Origin of the sequence: Vibrio marinisediminis (assembly GCF_014050145.1) — a bacterium.
Taxonomy (GTDB): Bacteria; Pseudomonadota; Gammaproteobacteria; order Enterobacterales; family Vibrionaceae; genus Vibrio; species Vibrio marinisediminis.
The window spans coordinates 130,929-147,518 of the sequence record NZ_JACFYF010000007.1; the positions used below are offsets into that span (position 1 = coordinate 130,929).

A 16,590-nucleotide genomic window follows, 5' to 3' on the forward strand; every position below is an offset into this window, starting at 1 on the left:
TGGTACGGTAACTCAAATTGTTCATAGTAGATTAAACGAGCTGAGTTAAAACTACTTTTGGATTACAGTCACTTAGAAGGGAGTTTAGAGTTCGGTTAATTTGATACCGTGACTTATCTGGTAAGCAGAGAATTGTAGACATACCTATGCCGTAGGAATAAAATTTTACAGCAGTATTTATTGCAGCAATACCGCTGCTTCGTTTTACACAGAGAAGCAGCAATGGAATATACCCAATTAACTGAATGATGAAGGTTGGTTACGGATCTGATCATTTGTTGTTAGAGCGTAAGCGTCACCAGTTTGTCAAAGGTGAACAATAATTGGAAATATTGTCGATATAGACGTAGGAGCAGACAGTCAGAATGTCGAACAAATTCAAAGGTGCAGTGGCTAAGTTTCGTGCTTTTCCACGAGCGGTTCGTTGGAGCACGTACGCGGTAAGTGCATATCTCTGTTATGCGGCTTTACTTGGGTTACTTGTACCTTATGTCGCCAAGCAGCAAATTCCCGAGCAAGTCTCAAAGCTAATTGAACGTCCAGTAACGTTAACAGATGTTACGATCAACCCTTTTACGCTCCAGTTTGATGTGCATCAATTTGCTATTTTAGAAGAGGCGAAACCGTTTGTTAGCTTCGAAAATGCGGGTGTTAAGCTAAATTTTTGGCAATCCATTTTTAATGCCTCGCTTTCAATTGAATATATCCAACTTGATAAACCTTATGTAAACCTAGAGCGATTGAACAACCGTGAAGAACTGTTGTTTAACTTTAGTGATATGTTGGATGCGATAGCTCGCAATACTGCTTCAGTGGAAGAAACTGAGCCTAAAGCTGATGAAGTTGTTGATAGACATGCGCCATTATTCCCTGTATCGATCAAGCAAACTGCGTTAACCCAAGGTGAAGTTCGATTCTTTGATGGTGTGACAGGCACTCAACTTGCTTACCCAAATATCAATGTTACCTTGGGTGAATTTTCTACTCAAAGCTTACTGAGTGATGCTGACAAGAAGAACCAGTATAAGCTGAATATTACGGACGCTGATTCAGCCACTATTAAAATGGCTGGACAAGTACAGTTAAAACCGCTTGAAGTTGTGGGTTCGGTTGATGTTGAGCGTATCCAATTGTCTCGTTTATGGGGATTTGTAGCCCAAGACATTATCGCAAAACTGACTTCTGGTGATGTGAACTTTTCGTCGAACTACCATATTCAACAATCAATTGGTGAAACGGAAGCAGATGATGCCATGAGTATCACAACCTCTAAGGGCATGTTCGCTGTTAATAATCTCAATTTTGACGTAAATGAGAAATCGGTCGTTTCTCTACCAAATTTCTCGGTCAATGATATTGCGACAGACGTAGAGGCTCAAACGGTCAATATCGCTTCGGTTACGTCTAAAGGGCTTAACGTTTCAGCTAAAGTGGATGGTGAAGGGGCTGATCTCGCTGCATTTTTTACACCTAAGTCATCGGTTGAAAAAGCGCCAGTGCAAGCCGGAGATGTAACTAAAAATACGACATCTGATACTCAATCAGATCAGAGCGTGGATAACCTCGCAGACGAAAAAGCACCGTCATGGCTGGTGACGCTAAATGGTATTGAGTTGAAAGACTATCAACTGAACGTTGAAGAAAAGGTCGTTACCAAGAAAGCTAATCAGTGGATTATTGCACCGATCAATATCACCACCAAACAAATAGTCAGTGATTTCTCTAAACCTATCGAATTTGATGTTTCGACTGCTGTTAATGGCAAAGGGGACATTAGTGTTGGTGGGCAAGCTGATGTGAAACAGCAGTCCGTACTCGCGAATATTGCAGTGAAGTCGTTAAAGCTGGCTCAGTTCCAACCTTACATAGCCACAGCGGTTAATGCTACTTTAACCAATGGAGCATTGAATACTCAATTAAAACTGAGTGCGAATGCAGCAGGTGACGTCACCGTTAGCGGTGGAGCGAAAGTTGAACACCTCTCTATTCGTGACAACAAATTACGTAAACCATTCGTCAAATGGCGCTCGCTGGCTGTGAACAAGTTTAATTTTGATTTACAGAAATCAAAACTCGATATTGATACTTTGAGCCTAAGCCAACCTTATGCACGAGTGGTGATCAATAAAGATCGTAGCACCAACATTGGTGATCTTGTTGTGGCTCAGCCAACTAACACCAAAGTGAGCAGCACAAAAGCGAGCAGCAAGAGTAAAACCGCGAGCAATAAGCAAGAGAAACCATTTGCATTAAGTGTGCGTAAAATTGCTTTTAATAATGGTTCAGCATTTTTTGCTGACAACTCTTTGACGCCAAATTTCTCGTCGGGCATTGAGCAACTGAAAGGCGATATTGGGCATGTATCGAGTGTTCCAGGAACAAAAGCTACGGTTGATATCAGTGGCAACATTGACCGCTATGCACCAGTACAAGTGAAAGGCGAAATCAACCCATTGCTGGAACAGCCATATCTAGATTTGGATGTTATTTTCCAAAGTGTTGAACTAACGACGGTAAACCCATATTCAGGTACATACGCAGGCCACTATATTGATAGAGGTCAGCTATCTCTTTCACTAAATTATCAATTGGAAAATAACCAACTGAAGGGCTCTAATCACGTGGTGATTGACCAACTACAGTTGGGTAAAGCGAGTGAAAGTGATTTGGCGACGGATCTTCCAATATCATTGGCGATTGCTCTGTTACAAGATAGCGACGGTGTCATTGATCTAGGCGTTGAGGTGTCAGGTGATGTCGATGATCCTGAATTTAGCCTAGGTGCCGTGATTTGGAGTACGCTTTCGAACATCATTACTAAAGCCGTCACCGCGCCTTTTTCATTCATTGCTGGTCTTGCTGATTCAGATGATGAGTTGAATGTTATTACATTTGAATTTGGTGCTAATACACTGACCCCTGAAGAGCAAGAAAAACTACAGACTCTTGGTTCTGCATTGGAAACTCGTCCTAAATTAACCTTGACGGTTGATGGTGCTGTCGATGCCGTGCAAGACAGTAAAGCATTGGCTTTGCAGCAGTTTAACCAATTACTGGCAGAAACTGCGAAAACAACGGTGGTTCAACTGCCTGAAAACTTAAGCGCAAGTACGATGCCGACATCTGGGGTGTTATCTGACGCTTTGAAAGCGATTTACCAATCGGAATTTGGTGAAGATGCAGACACAGTTCGAGACGCCATTGAAGATGAGATGGATGAGAAAGGGCAGGAGTATACCGAGAGTGATCTCGATCAGCGTTGGCACATCGCGCTTTACAATTTAGTGTTGAATAAGCAAGAGGTGGATGAAGGTAAGTTGGGACAACTTGCTCAACAGCGCGCTAAAACCGTTAAAGCGTATTTAGTTGATGCGGTAAATGTAGACGCGTCACGGGTATTCTTACTTGATAGCCGATTTGATATTGAGCAAGACTCAAGTAGCGTATTACTCTCACTAGAAGCGAAGTAACAGCAGATCTAATCGACGAACGATAAATATGAAATGGCGCTCCGGGAAACTTGGGCGCCTTTTTTTATCGATGGTTTTTAGCTCGATAACATAATTGATAACCCTGTTCGCACTATTTGACGATATTACAGCCATAGCAGAAATGGAGTCTAATTTTGAAGAGTAACCATGTATTGGATGATATGTTACTCTTAATCATCAGCGCCACTACAACCACATTATTATGAAACGAATCCCTTTATTAAATCAGCCGCAAATCCATTGACTGTTCTAATGTTTAATTTGAGTTTTTCCACTATTTATACATTAGTCAGAGATTGAACATGCAAGAAAAACACTGGTCAAAATTTCAGTTACTTCATGAAGTTGTCACCAACGCTAACATTCATGTCAAAGGAACACATAGTTACTACAGTGATTGCTGGGATAAGGGTTTTGAAGAGTCTGTAGTGAGGTATTTACACGGTGATAAGATCAGCCGTCAATGGCAACCTCGCTGGGATATCGATAAGTTATTCATTGGCGATTATGTCTGCATAGGAGCAGAAGTTGTTATCTTAATGGGGGGCAATCATACCCATAGAGCAGATTGGTTTTGTCTTTATCCGTTTATGGAAAACATCGAACAAGCCTATGTTGGCAAAGGTGATACCCACATCGGAGATGGGTCTTGGTTGGGAATGAGGGCAATGATAATGCCCGGCGTCACTATCGGGGAAGGTGCAATTGTCGCGGCGAATAGTGTGGTGACCAAAGATGTCGAGCCTTATAGTGTAGTTGCTGGTTCCCCAGCAAAACGGCTGAAATACCGTTTTGAACCTTCCGTAATCGAAGCGTTACTCTCATTTAAGGTTTATGATTGGTCTGCTGAAAAATTTGAAGCGCTAAAACCACTTCTGTGTAGCTCTAATTTTGAAGCGTTAAGCCAAGCCGTTGCTTTGTACGATTCCGCCAAATAGCGTGTAAATGTCGCCATCGATAGCGTCGCTCATTAGTCGACGCTATTTTTCAACGTGTGGATCTTTTTAACGCATGAACATTTTTATGCCGATGAGAAAATAATGAAACTGACAGCTTTAGTGGACAATTCACGGTTAGCGAATAGAACGGATCTTACCGTAGAGCGAGGGTTGTCTTTGCACATGGAAACCATGGGGCAGAGTATTCTCTTTGATACTGGCAGTAGCCAAGCCTTCTGCGACAACGCAAAATTACTCGATATTTCTATTGAAGGTGTCGATGCAGTAGTGATATCGCATCGACACCATGATCATTGTAACGGTACTGCTCATTTCATCGTTCGTAATTCCAAAGCGCAGGTCTATTTTAAGCAATGTGAAGACAATGAATATTGTTTTAAGGCTTTTGGTTTTGAAAGCAATGTGGGTATTGAGAAGAGTCTGTTCAGTAAGATGAGTTCCCGATTGACGTTGGTTAACGGTATAACTGAAATTCGTCCAAATATATTTATTGTCACTGACATAAAGCAACGATTTGCCCAGCCCAAGGGTAACAAGTATCTGTTTACTCATTCAAAGCACGGTTATAAACCCGATAGATTTGATCATGAATTAATGCTGGTGGTCAAAGAAGAGGATGGGCTGATCGTGTTTACTGGTTGTGCTCATAGTGGTGTTCTTAATATGGTTGAGACGGCTATTGGGCTATTTCCGAATACGAGAATCAAAGCCGTTGTTGGCGGCTTCCATTTGGTAGGTCTACCGCTATTTAATAGTATTGGCGGTACCAAAGCGGAAATAAAGCAGTTAGCTCACACACTACTGGAGTACCCAATTGATAAGCTTTACACCGGGCACTGCACGGGAATGAAAGCTTATGGGATCCTCAAAGAAGTACTGGGCGAGCGTTTAGATCATCTACCTACGGGACGTAGTGTCGTGATTTAGTCGCATTAAGATTGCAATGAGTAAGTTGTAGCTTAGCGCAAGGAAAGAAATTAAGGGACAATTATGCTAGGAAAGCACCAAAAACCATATGAAGATTTTTATCATTCGACTCATGAGAATGAGCACTTAGATAGCAAAACTGAGTTGTTAGTAGGCTTGTCTGCTGCAATGGCGATGAATTGCTTACCTTGTACTCGCTACTATCTCCTTCAAGCAGGAAAAGCGGGAATAACAAAAGGTGAAATATCCGACGTCACCGCTAAAGTTATGGCAGTTGCGGCGGGTCAAAAGAAGCTGCAAATGCAAGAAGTGCTACAAAAATACAGTATTAACCTTGATGACTTTGAGTAACAAGTGCATTTGAGTTTATGCTAATCGCTAAGCCAGTTATGACAACAAAGAGTGCTTCAAAGTACTCTATGGCTAATTTTCGTTGAACTGTTGCTAATTGTCACTGGCTAAGGATAATGTCGGACTCTTTGTTCCCAGAGTGCTTTGTATAATGCGCCTAGATAAATTTGTCTGTAAAAGTACCGAATTGACGAAACCAGAAGCGATTGAGCAAATTCGTGCCGGAGACGTGAGTGTCAATGGGTGTATCATCACGGATGAAGCCACACAAGTGCATGAAAATAATGCCATCCTACTCAATGGTTCTAGGCTAAAAACGCGCGATTTTCGTTATATCCTCATGCACAAACCTGCTGGAACGATATGTTCAAATAAAGACGAATTGTATCCATCCCTGTTCAATTATTTAGAGATTGAGAATGTCTCTGAGCTGCATATTGCGGGGCGTTTAGATGCCGATACTACTGGTATGGTATTGATCACTGATGACGGACGCTGGTCGTTTAACATCACCAGACCGACTCAAAAATGCAGTAAAGTTTATCGAGTAGGCTTATCTCGAGACATTGGTGAAGATGTAGCAGCAAAGTTCGAGCACGGCATTGCTTTACAGGGGGAGCTGCAATTGACTCTACCTGCGCAATTAGAAGTTATCAGTGCTAAAGAGGTTCTATTAACCATTACTGAAGGTAAGTTTCATCAGGTTAAACGTATGTTTGCTGCGGTAGGTAACCGAGTGGTTTCACTTCATCGTGAAGCTATCGGTGACGTAAACTTAGATTTAGACGTTGGTCAATGGCGCTATTTAACCAACGATGAAGTCCAGTCGTTTAACCGTTAAAAGGGCTAAGCATAAGAATCTATAAACAAAAAGGGCGGTGTTCTGAATAAGTACGCCGCCCTTTGTTCATTTATAGCTAGCGTATAATCGCTAGACCGTTACTGTATTACAAACCTCAATTTTTACCGCAGCCACCTTGAATTCAGGGATTTTGGCATGAGGGTCCGTCGCAGTTGTGGTTAAACGGTTAACTGGAGACTCGACGAAGTGGAAGGGGATAAATACCACCCCTTGTTGCATTCGCTTGGTTACAAAGGCATCAATTTCAATGCTGCCTCGACGCGTAGAAACTTGCAGACGTTGACCATTGCTGATACCCAACGCTTCAGCATCTTCGACGCTGATCATCGCTCTTGGTCCTGCAAGATTATCCAAACCTTTTGTTTTACGTGTCATTGTGCCAGTGTGGAATTGTTCCAACACACGACCCGTTGTGAGTACAAGAGGATATTCGTCATCCGGCAACTCGGCGGCGTATCGAAATGGCACACCTACCATCTGTCCTTTACCTCGAGTAAATTGAGTTTGGTGCATGATGCGAGTGCCGTTTGGGTTATTCTTGTTACTTGGCCATTGTACGCCGTCGGGTGTGATGTTCTCCCAACGTAGTCCGACGTATTGTGGTGTTACGCGGGCTATTTCACTAGTGATGTCAGCGACAGTTTGATAATGCCAATCGCTACCCATGGCATTGGCGATCTCTTGAATAATTCGCCAATCTTCTTTTGCCTCTCCTGGTGCATTGACCACCTTATTAACACGCTGCACTCGACGTTCAGTATTGGTAAAGTGCCCCGACTTTTCAGCAAATGAACAAGAGGGAAGTACCACATCGGCGTATTGAGCGGTCTCTGTTAGGAAGATGTCTTGAACGACTAAAAAGTCTAAAGTTTCAAGCCCTTCAATTACGTGCGCTTGGTTCGGGTCACTAAGTACAGGGTTTTCGCCCATAATGTACAAGCCGCGAACGTCGCGATGACACGCTGCGTCGATGATTTCTGTTAGTGTCAGACCTTGCTCGGCTGGTAAGTCAGGCGCATCCCATTCAATCGCAAATTTCTGGCGCACAATCGGGTTATAAACCTTTTGGTAGCCTGGGTAGCTGTTAGGCAGTGCACCCATGTCACACGCACCTTGTACATTTGATTGACCGCGTAGCGGGTTAATACCGCCGCCTTCAATACCAATGTTGCCACACAATAATTGCAGGTTCGCGATAGAACGTACGTTGTCGTGTCCGGTGGTGTGCTGCGTGATACCCATCGAGTAGTACACTGCAGTACGTTTTGCCGTACCAATCATGCGTGCCATGGCGAAAATGTCATCGGCTTTCACACCTGTCACTAATTCGACTTTATCCAAGCTGTATGCAGGTGACATAACTTCTTGTAATAACGTATCAAATCCGTCCACGCGCTCTTCAATGTATTCTTGATCGTACCAACCATTTTTAATGATTTGCTGCATGATGCCGTTTAACAGCATCACATCTGTTCCCGGACGGTGCGCTAAGTACAACTCAGCGTGGTCAGCAATATCGACACGTTTTGGGTCCGCAACCACTAAACGAGCACCGTGATGTCGAATTGCTTGTTTGATATGTGATGCAATGATTGGGTGCGCTGAAGTCGTATCCGAACCAATAATAAAGATCACATCTGAGTGCTTAATGCTCGGGATATCGTTGGTCATTGCACCGCTGCCTAGCGAGGCTTCTAAGCCAGTAACACTTGATGCGTGGCATAGTCGAGCACAATGATCGACGTTGTTGGTACCCAACTCACGACGAATGAACTTCTGGAAAGCGTAATTGTCTTCGTTAGTTGTTTTTGCCGAAGAAAAACCCGCCAGAGCGTTGCTGCCGAAGTCTTGCTTAATACTGGTAAACTTAGACGCAATCAACTGGATTGCCTCATCCCAACTTGCGGGTTGTAACCAGCCATCTTTACGAATTAGCGGGGTAGTTAGTCGTTCGTCACTGTTCACAAAGTCAAAGCCAAAGCGTCCTTTAACACATAACATGCCTTGGTTTACTGGCGAATCACCGCCTTTGACATAGCGAATGGTATTGCTTGCTTCATCCACCATCATGGTCAATTTACAGCCTACACCACAGTAAGTGCAGATAGTGTCGACCGCGCGTAATTGTTCTTCTCGACCTTGCGAACGGTCGCGGCTGTCGACCATAGCACCGGTTGGACAGGCTTGGACACAGGCACCACATTGTACGCAGTTTGAATCCCCCATTAGGGTGAAACAATCTGGTTTTGTGCCTTTATTTTGCGAGCTAAAGCGCGGGCGATCGTCTGGTCGTAGAGCAGGACGTCCTTTCATATCATAACTGAAGCTTAAAACGCCGTGTACGGCTTGTTCCCGACAAGCTTGGATGCATTGCCCACAACTGATACATCGGTTCGCATCAAATTCAATGAACTCTGAGCTGCGGTCCACTTCGAATTTATGGCGCGTATCTTTCGCTCGTAGCCCAAGCCAATCTTGATGGTCAATCACATTTGCAGAAGTGATGTTTAATGAAGAATCAAACTTCTGTTCAGCTTCGTATTCGGTAGAGTAGTCACGCAGTGAGCAGTCAGTATTTGCCTGACAGCCACACTCCAAACAACGAGCGGCTTCTCTTATTGCTTCTTCGTTATCAAAGCCCAACTCAACTTCAGCAAAGCTTTGCTCTCGTTGTTGTGGCGTCAATTCCGGCATGATAGAGCGTGTGACTTTAAGAATATTTTCAAAATGGAGAGGGTCCACTTGAGATAGTTTCTTCTCTTTACGTGAGTTAAATGCCGGCTTTGGCATTGCGTCCATGTCACCATTAAGGAATAAATCAATCGCTTTTGCGGCTACTCGTCCGTCACCCACAGCTTCAACTGCCGTTGCTGGACCGCGGCGGAAATCACCAATACTGAAAATGTTGCCAGTACCAGTGTGCATGGTTAGATCGTTGGAATCTGAAGTATTCCAGCGAGTGAGGGGGATAGATAACGAATCGTTTTCTAAGAAACTTAAGTCAGGTTTTTGCGATACCGCGGCGATAACGGTATCGAACTCTTCGGTAAAGAATTCTCCCGTTGCTTTAGGGCTGCGTCGACCCGATGAGTCAGGCGCGCCCAATGCCATGCGTTCAAGGCGGATCGCATTGACACGCCCGTTCTGATCGGCAATGTTTTCTGCTGGGTTAGTTAGGAAGTGGAATTTTACCCCTTCGTGTTCGGCTTCAACAATTTCGTAGTCTTCAGCCGGCATTTCGTCGCGTGTTCGACGATAAATCAATGTGGTGTCGGCACCAGTTCGGCGCGCAGTGCGGGCACAGTCAATCGCGGTATTACCGCCACCGATAACCGCCACTTTTTTGCCTGTGGTGTACTTGTGCTCGGTAACGTAATCTTTGAGGTAATCTACGCCTAAATAGCAGCCATCTAGATCACTGCCAGCGTAATTCATTTCTACGGCAAGAGAGGCGCCGACCGCTAGGCAAACCGCATCATAATCTTGGCTGAGTTGCGAAAGAGAAAAATCATTACCTAATTTCTTATTGGTCTGGATTTCCATGCCATTTCGACACATCAATTCGATTTCTTTATCAAGAATGTCTTTAGGCAAGCGATATTCAGGGATACCGTAGCGCAGCCAGCCACCAGCTTGCGGCATAGATTCAAATAACGTGACGTCGTAACCTTCGTTTGACAGGTAATAGCCAGCCGTTAATCCGCCTGGTCCACCACCGACGATAGCGATGCTGCGTGCCTTGCTCGGTTTCTTTTCTGGAACGTAGGCTTCATAGGCCGCTAAATCAGCGTCTGCAGCATGGCGTTTAAGTTGTCGAATGGCTATCGGTTCATCTACCAGTGAGCGACGACATTCGGTTTCGCAAAAGGCTGGACATACTCGCCCAATCGACAATGGCATTGGTAAGGTGCGTTTGATGACTTCGATGGCTTTTTGATGGTCGTTTTGCGCAATATGGTATAGGTATGACTGAATATCGACGCCAGCAGGGCAGGCGGTTTTGCACGGAGCTTCGCAATCCGCGTAGTGGTCTGTCATGATGCGGTTGAGCGCTTTTCTGCGATGTTCGCTCAGTTGTTCTGACTGAGTTACCACATTTAAGCCATTATAGACTTTGAGTTCACAAGCTCTCGCGGTACCGCCACTTTCAACTTCAACTACACACAAATCACAAGGAACTTTGTCATTGCTTTTGTTCATGCCACATAGTGATGGAATATCAACGCCACACACTTTCGCAACTTCTAGAAGCGTTTGACCAGTTTCAACGATTCGATATTTTCCATCGATAATGATTTCTATCATGCTACCCCCGTAGCAACGCTGTCTCCAATCTGTGTTAATAGACCACACCATTTGTAGGGATAATCATTCGCATTAACAGATTGATGCAAGCAAAAAAACAGTCTGAATCACCGATGCTGGACTAATAATTGGATACAAAAATAGTTATCCAACACCCCTGATGATACAGGTTTAAATCTTTGAAATGTTCCCGTAAACACAGTGACAAACTCAGTGTTATCTGAGCCTAAATCGCGTCAAAAAATTCAATCACCAAACCAATGTCTACTTTAAATAATATGAAAAGACATCGAGCGAGGTGTCAGATAGCTTTGAACACCTGAACAATCACCATTGAATACGAATAAATTCCTCATTTATTGGACCTATCTTATATAAAGCTTTGAGTCTAAGTACAAAAAACAATAACTCAATAAAGCTGATTTTGTTTTCTGATAAGTCCGTTCGTTATTGCATATCAGCAATAAAACAACACTTTTTGTATGGTAACACAACAAGTGTAACACTTGGGTGAGCTATCACATCTGACCTGTTAGTCAAATGCTGAAGATTTTACGACTCCATTTTGTAAAGCGGTAAAGCAACTCTAGTTATTCTTGATAATGACTTGGTTTCTTCCGTTGTTTTTCGCTTGATAAAGCGCCTCGTCAACGCGGCTGAGAACGTTGTCGATGGTGTCATCTTGTAGGCAAGGCGTCACGCCAACACTTACGGTCACATTTGTGCCTTCTATTAAATCTAAGTTGAAAATGTTGCGACTGATCAGTTGAGCATTTTTAAAGGCAGCGTCGATATTAGTAGGGCATATCACAACAAATTCTTCGCCCCCCCATCTTCCAGGTATATCTTTTATGCCAATTGATTGTTTAATAGCTTCAGCAACGCTAACTAAGACATGGTCACCCTTACTGTGCCCAAAGGTATCGTTGATTGATTTAAAGTGGTCAACATCGAGCATAAGAATCGACATTGGTTCAACATCTAACTGGCGTTGCTGCATGCTGCCGTTTATGTATTGTTCAATATAACGTCGGTTAAATAGCTGAGTGAGCCCGTCGGTGGTCGAAAGTGTATAGAGCTCTTGATTGGACTGTTCAAGTTGTTGATTCGCCTGATAGAGACGCTTTGTTCGTTCGTGAACTAGTTGCTCAAGGTTTTTATTCAAGTCTTGCAAGTCTTGGTACATTTGCGCATTTTCGAGGGAGATAGCAGCTTGTGATGCAATAATCTTTAGTGTTTGAACGCGATCCAATTGAAAGGCATCAGCAGTATGGGTGTTCTCTAGGTAGAGCACGCCAGATATTTTATTCTGTCTGACGATGGGCAGGCACAATACGGATATTAAATCTTTTCCTTGTAGATAAGAGCAGCGTTCGAATTGCTCGCTAAGATCACTTGATGTATAAACCACAGGCTGGCATAGCTTTAATACATAGCGGACCATGGCATGAGAAAGAGAGTCTGATTGAGTATACTCAATGTTGACTGCTTGCTTCTTTGACGTATCCACATTCGACGTGTGTGTAATGGTAAATTGGTCTTCATTTTCGAGTAATAACATACCTTGAGTTGCGCCCGCATTTTCCACCGCTAGATCGAGTAGTTCTTTGGCGAGTGTATTAAGGTGGATATGCTGGGAAACCGCTTGCGAGGTTTTTAATACCGATTTCATATCGAGTCCGGCCGAAAAATCATCGGTCTCAATAGTAGAAGAGACGGTACTGTTTAGCTGAGTAATATGGTCATCGTAGTTGTTGCTCAAATGGGGAAAGTGCTGTTTTAGCCAATCAACTTTTCCACTTGCGCCCCATTGATGGTAACCAGAGATCGCACGTCTTATATAAGAATCAGACTGAAAGACAACTCCAATATCAAGCCAGAAAAAACCCGCTAGTTCATCACATAACGCAGCATCCATTAAGAATCTAGACTCAAGTGCAGATTCTCTAGCTTTGTCATACAAGGCTAGCGCCTCCATTGGATGATTATTTAAACGCAGTAATTCCGCTTGTAGCATTTCCAATTTATGACGGTAGTTGCTTGGACAAAGTCGAGCCCACTCTTCAAATTTGACGACAATTTCGTTGATAGTAGACAAGAGCTGTTGTTTTTCATTTTCGGCCACATGATTGCAGTTCGCGCATAAATGGAGTGCGGTGAATAAGTAGCTGTCGACTAGGATGATCTGCGCTTGAACCGTATTTTCTATTACTGGTAGCCATTCGAATAACTGTTTACTTGGCTGGAAATTACGACTAAGTAATGTTGCTCGCAGTACGGAATAGACGGTGTGCCCAAGAAAGAATGGAGCGTCTTTGAATGTTGCCATTAACTCTGCAGTGGTAAAATCAGCATCATCAAGTGAATCGAAACTGAAGGTCTTGCCTGTAAGGTGGCGCAGAGGTTGGTCAACAATAATTTTAAGCAGTTTAGCAACGTCATTCAGTTGGTTGGAGTTTAAGTACTCGTAGCTCTCAGCTACTTGTTGTTCTACTTTCGCTAACTGGGTGCCAGAGGCAAATAGTAGGTGGGGGAGTTGTAAAAATACCCAACCTGCGAACGGAGAACCGGATTCTTTAGATAGCTTTGATGCTTCGTGCCAGTAGTAGTAACTGTTTTTTAGTGGCTCACGCCAGTGATTAATACCCAGTGAAAACACATGATAGGTGTAGTTTTTATATGTCGGATGTTGGTATTTATCAGCGAGTTTTACTGCGAGGCGACCAAACTGATGTCCTTCGATGTATTCACCACTTGAGCAGAGGATAGTTGCGTAGTGAATGAAACAGACTGATGAAACAGCGCAATTGCCACGCTCTATCGCTAGGCGAGCACTCGTTGCAGCGATGGCGGCGAGTAGAGGACCACGCCCAAGAAGATAAGCATTGCTAAACATGTCAAATAGTAACGCTAGAGTGAGAGAGGTATATTCATCTTCGACATGTTCTTGCTGATAGACGACATCAAGCGTTTTTGTTTGCAAGGCGCGTTCAATTTGTCCTTTTTGTTCAGCAAATAACTCGAGCAATTTGTCATCATCGTCAGGTAAAGCAATGCCGAGTAAACGCAACGCTTGGAAACCTTGTTCTACAGACTGTTGATACAAACCTTGGTGGTGATATTGCTTGGCTTGAATATTAGCAAGCTTTAATAAATCTCTTTCTGATGTAGTGATTGATTTTATCTGTTGGTATAAGCTCTCAGCTTGATCGAATTGCCCAACGAGATAGCAGGACTGGGCGAATTCAAGCCCTACTTCAATGGCGTACTCTGAACCACTGTTGAACGCATCTTTACCAATAGAAGTAAAAGCCTTTTCTAAGCATGAATAGGCGACATCATAAGCGGCGGATTGCTTCGCGCGTTTGCCTGCTTTTAGGTTAAGGTCGATTAGCATGGCAGACTGAGTACTTGAAGCGTGGATAGCCCCTTGATTAAGATGCAATACAGCATCGAATAGTTTTGTTTCTTGTTGTCGCTCATCAAGCTCATCAAGTAGAGCTTGACCTATTTGCCAATGTATTCGCGCTTGGTCATCTTTAGTCACTAATCCATACGCAGCTTGCTGAATTCTATCGTGAGTAAACTTGAAGGAAATGTTCGGTAATTTGTCGCCTGACGTGTTGGTATAAAGCTCAAAGTCATCATCTAAAGGTTGTATGTACCCTTTGATGATTGCAGGCAATAGAGATTGTGCGGTCATTACTTTTGTAGAGCGAGTTAATCTAGCCAGTAAGTCGAGGTCAAAGTGACTACCAATACAACCTGCAGTTCTGATTACTTCAATAGTTTCCGTGGTGAACTCTCTCATGTTGTTCTTAAGCATTGCGACCGAGTTTTGCGCATGAGGCATTGCTTCAACTGCTTTACGGTTCCAGCGCCATTGTCGGAGGCAATAATCATAGGAAACCGAATTATGGCTGTACAACGTGAATAACATTGTGCGATATATCTGCGGATTACCATGGCTTCTTTCGAAGATTAATTGATTGAGTTGACTCGATTCGGGCTCAGTAAGACCAAGCGTTTCATACAATAGTTCTTTTAAGCTATCACTTGGCAACTGACTTAACTCTATGCAGGACAGATTGGTACAATTAGATTCAAAGCGAGGCATTGACAACATTAATGGATGATTATTATCAACTTCATTAGAACGATATGCCCCAATCAGCATTAATGTTGATTCACTAAGGGTTGGTGTTAGCGCTTCAATTAGCGCGAGACTTGCTTGGTCTATCCATTGTAAATCATCAAAAAATAGAACCAAAGGTACGCCTGAATGACTTAGTGTGTACAAGAGATTGAAAAAAGTGGTGTTAAATCGAGTGGAACTCGCATCGTCTGGAATGATTGTCACTGGCGGTTGTTTGCCTATCAAATACTCCAGTTCTGGAATGGCGTCGATAAGGATTTGCCCGTTGTGACCGACACCCTGAAGGATCTGCGTTTGCCAAAATTGTCGGCGAGATTCGTTGTCAGCAATGATTTGCTTAATCAAGCCACTAAGTGCTTGTATTACGCCAAAATAAGGTTGATGCCGCATTATTTGGTCGTATTTACCACTAGAGATGTAGCCGCCTTGTTCTGCGAGTGGGCGATACAACTCTTTAATCAATGATGTTTTACCGATACCAGAAGGACCAGTGACAAAGAGTAGTTGACCTTCACTAATTTGAGTTTGTTCAAAAGCCTTAAGAAGGGTCTGTGTTTCCCTTTTACGACCATACAGCTTATCAGGGATGATAAACCAATCACGCAAGTCTTCGGTTCCGAGTTCGAATTTTGTTGTGGTGTTGCCTTTCTCACATTCCAATAGGCAACGCTCTAAATCGGCTTGAATACCCTGAGCACTTTGATAGCGTGCGTCAGGAGATTTACTCATCAACTTAAGGATGATGTTAGATAGCACCACCGGGATCTCGGCTGATAGAGAAGAGGGTGCCTTGGGGTCTAATGCAATATGGCTGTGAATGAGCTGATTATTATCCTGTGTGATGAAGGGTAATCGTTGTGTAAATAGCTCATAAAGTAATACGCCCAAAGAATAAAAATCGGTACGAAAATCCAGACCACGGTTCATTCTACCGGTCTGCTCGGGCGACATATAAGCCCTTGAACCTTCGATAAACTTCGGCTTGAGCACTCTACGCGCGCGATTTGGAAACTCGAGTGCGGAACTATAATCGAGCAACGTTAGCTGGTTGGAGCCGATGTTGATGACGATGTTGCCTGCGGAGATATCGCGATGGCAATAGTTCTGGCGATGCAGTTGACCAATTATACGTGTGAGTTCAATGCTTATTAGCAGCCCTTGGTGGATTGAAACTGCTTGCTGATTAAAATAGTCTCGCAGCGATATCCCTTCAACCCATTGGCGAACGAAGCATGCTGAGTTTTTGAACTCAAAAAACTCTATCGCTTTTGGTATACCTTGACCGTCGATTTGATTGAGGATTTGGTGTTCACGTTGCAGTGCGACTATCTGTCGAGGTTCAGGGAAGGTACTAACGGGAACTTTAATCGCAACGCTTTGAGCATCGACTTCGCGTATCGCCTGATAAATCTCGTGTTGGTAACCTTTATAGACCCGTTTTAGATCGGTAAAACCTGCAATCTTCATCGTGTAACTCTTCTTCGTCTATTGGTAAATACCGCTTAATCCTTTGAATAAAAACCTTGGATTATTAGCGAG

Annotated in this window: 7 protein-coding genes; 5 read left to right on the forward strand and 2 right to left on the reverse strand. The window is 43.4% G+C overall.

The genetic code is table 11. The features are described from left to right. Window positions 1-365: 365 nt before the first annotated feature. The 5 genes from H2O73_RS12745 to H2O73_RS12765 all read left to right on the forward strand — a co-directional run bounded on the left by H2O73_RS12745 (window position 366) and on the right by H2O73_RS12765 (window position 6,569). Window positions 366-3,470, forward strand: coding sequence for a DUF748 domain-containing protein (locus H2O73_RS12745; protein WP_182109238.1), 3,105 nt, complete (start codon window positions 366-368; stop codon window positions 3,468-3,470). 323 nt (window positions 3,471-3,793) lie between these two features. Beyond that, window positions 3,794-4,429 (forward strand): CatB-related O-acetyltransferase, encoded by a 636-nt coding sequence (locus H2O73_RS12750; RefSeq protein ID WP_182109239.1) that lies wholly within the window; start codon window positions 3,794-3,796, stop codon window positions 4,427-4,429. Window positions 4,430-4,531: 102 nt separating this feature from the next. Beyond that, the gene (locus H2O73_RS12755) at window positions 4,532-5,377 is read left to right on the forward strand and encodes an MBL fold metallo-hydrolase (protein WP_182109240.1); all 846 of its coding nucleotides are present in this window, start codon (window positions 4,532-4,534) and stop codon (window positions 5,375-5,377) included. A gap of 63 nt (window positions 5,378-5,440) precedes the next feature. Further along, window positions 5,441-5,728, forward strand: a complete 288-nt coding sequence (locus tag H2O73_RS12760) for a carboxymuconolactone decarboxylase family protein (protein ID WP_182109241.1) — start codon at window positions 5,441-5,443, stop codon at window positions 5,726-5,728. Window positions 5,729-5,879: 151 nt separating this feature from the next. Further along, window positions 5,880-6,569: a pseudouridine synthase gene (locus H2O73_RS12765; RefSeq protein ID WP_182109242.1), complete on the forward strand. Its 690-nt coding sequence runs from the start codon at window positions 5,880-5,882 to the stop codon at window positions 6,567-6,569. A gap of 90 nt (window positions 6,570-6,659) precedes the next feature. Here H2O73_RS12765 and fdhF read toward each other — a convergent pair whose 3' ends face one another. Then, entirely contained in the window at window positions 6,660-10,895 is a 4,236-nt protein-coding gene (gene fdhF / locus H2O73_RS12770; RefSeq protein ID WP_182109243.1) for a formate dehydrogenase subunit alpha, read from the reverse strand. Window positions 10,896-11,481: 586 nt separating this feature from the next. After that, window positions 11,482-16,518: a diguanylate cyclase gene (locus tag H2O73_RS12775; protein ID WP_182109244.1), complete on the reverse strand. Its 5,037-nt coding sequence runs from the start codon at window positions 16,516-16,518 to the stop codon at window positions 11,482-11,484. Between the last annotated feature and the right edge of the window lie 72 nt (window positions 16,519-16,590).